At 70.6% G+C, this 2,029-nt stretch carries 2 protein-coding genes; both read left to right on the top strand.

Annotated elements, in window-relative coordinates:
* The first annotated feature begins 248 nt into the window (after nt 1-248).
* Nucleotides 249-1,256 (top strand): methionine ABC transporter ATP-binding protein, encoded by a 1,008-nt coding sequence (locus NQ204_RS19525; RefSeq protein ID WP_256644700.1) that lies wholly within the window; start codon nt 249-251, stop codon nt 1,254-1,256.
* Nucleotides 1,253-1,942, top strand: a complete 690-nt coding sequence (locus tag NQ204_RS19520) for a methionine ABC transporter permease (RefSeq protein WP_116865385.1) — start codon at nt 1,253-1,255, stop codon at nt 1,940-1,942. The genes NQ204_RS19525 and NQ204_RS19520 overlap by 4 nt, the downstream gene beginning before the upstream one ends.
* Nucleotides 1,943-2,029 lie beyond the last annotated feature (87 nt).

Genomic DNA, 2,029 nt, shown 5'->3' with positions numbered 1-2,029 from the left:
CCCCCCCCCCCCCCGCCCCCCGCCCCCGCCGCGCGCGCGCGCCCCCGCCCCCCCCCCCCCCCCCCCCCCCGCCCCCCCCCCCCCCCCCCCCCCCCCCCCCCCCCCCCCCCCCCCCACTACCGGTTGCGAGGCTTCACGGCATCCTTAGAACCAAAAGGAATAACATTCTGGCCCAAGGCGCAGGCGCGCAACCGCCGGCGCTGGTAGGCTGCACGCCCCTTCCATCGCCCTGCCGGTGAGCCACGCCCGTGATCGAGTTCCAGCGCCTGCACAAATCCTATGCCGTTGCCGGCCGCCAAGTGAGCGCGCTGCAACCGCTGGACCTGACCATCGAGGCCGGCGAAGTGTTCGGCATCATCGGCCATTCCGGCGCGGGCAAGTCGACCCTGATCCGCATGATCAACCGCCTGGAAGAACCCAGTGGCGGGCGCCTGCTGATCGGCGGCGAGGACATCACCGCGCTGGATGCCGACGGGCTGCGCGCGCTGCGCCGGCGCATCGGCATGATTTTCCAGCACTTCAACCTGCTGTCCTCGCGCACCGTGGCCGGCAACGTCGCCTTCCCGCTGGAACTGGCCGGCGTGGCCAGGGCCGAGATCGACGCGCGCGTGGCCGAGCTGCTGCAGACCGTCGGCCTGCAGGACCACGCGGCGAAGTATCCGGCGCAGCTGTCTGGCGGCCAGAAGCAGCGCGTGGGCATCGCCCGTGCGTTGGCCACCCGCCCGCAGATCCTGCTGTGCGACGAAGCCACCAGTGCGCTGGACCCTCAGACCACGGCCTCGGTGCTGTCGCTGCTGTCGAAGATCAACCGCGAGCTGGGCCTGACCATCGTGCTGATCACCCACGAGATGGATGTCATCCGCCGCGTCTGCGACCGCGTGGCCGTGCTTGATGCCGGCAAGCTGGTGGAAACCGGCCCGGTCACCCAGGTGTTCCTGCACCCGCAGTACCCGACCACGCGCCGTTTCGTCAGCGAATCGGAGCATGTGGACGAGGGCACGCTGCACCGCGATTTCGACGTGGTCGGTGGCCGCATCGTGCGCCTGACCTTCCTCGGCGGCGATACCTACGAACCGCTGCTGGGCAGCGTGGCGCGGCAGACCGGCGTCGACTGCAACATCCTGTCCGGCCGCATCGACCGGATCAAGGACACCCCTTATGGCCAGCTGGTGGTCGCCCTGGTGGGCGGTGACCAGTCCGCCGCGCAGGCCGCGTTCGTGGCCGCCGGCGTGCACGTTGAGGAACTGCGTCGATGATCGTCGCTACTGCTGAAGGCTTCTTCCGCCACCTGGATGCGGACAAGTGGGTGGATATCGGCAAGGCCACCGTCGAGACGCTGCTGATGATGGCCGGCTCGCTGCCGCTGACCCTGGCCATCGGCCTGCCGATGGGCGTGCTGCTGTACGTGTTTGGCGCGCCGCAGATGAAACGTCGTCCGTTTGCCTACGGCGTACTGGCGATCGTGGTGAACCTGCTGCGTTCGGTGCCCTTCATCATCCTGATGGTGGTGCTGATTCCGGTGTCGCTGTGGCTGATGGGCCAGTCGATCGGCGTGCTCGGCACGCTGCCGGCGCTGGTGATCGGCGCGGCACCGTTCTATGCGCGCCTGGTCGAGACCGCGCTGCGCGAAGTGGACCGTGGCGTGGTCGAGGCCGCGCAGTCGATGGGTGCCACCACCTGGCAGCTGGTTACCCGGGTGCTGCTGCCTGAAGCGCGGCCGGGCCTGATTGCCGCCGCCACGGTCACCACCGTCGCCCTGGTCGGCTTCACTGCCATGGGCGGCGCGATCGGTTCCGGCGGCCTGGGTGACCTGGCCCTGCGCGAAGGCTACCAGCGCAACCGCACCGACGTGGCCCTGGTCACCGTGGTGGTTCTGCTGATCCTGGTGCAGCTGCTGCAGATGCTCGGCGACCGCCTGGTCGCGCATTACACCCGCAAGTAACCCGACCCATGTAGTGGGGGGGGGGGGGGGGGGGGGGGGGGGGGGGGGGGGGGGGGGGGGGGGGGGGGGGGGGGGGGGGGGGGGGGG

Origin of the sequence: Stenotrophomonas testudinis (assembly GCF_024499815.1) — a bacterium.
Lineage (GTDB): Bacteria > Pseudomonadota > Gammaproteobacteria > Xanthomonadales > Xanthomonadaceae > Stenotrophomonas.
This window is presented reverse-complemented; position numbering and strand designations above follow the sequence as displayed.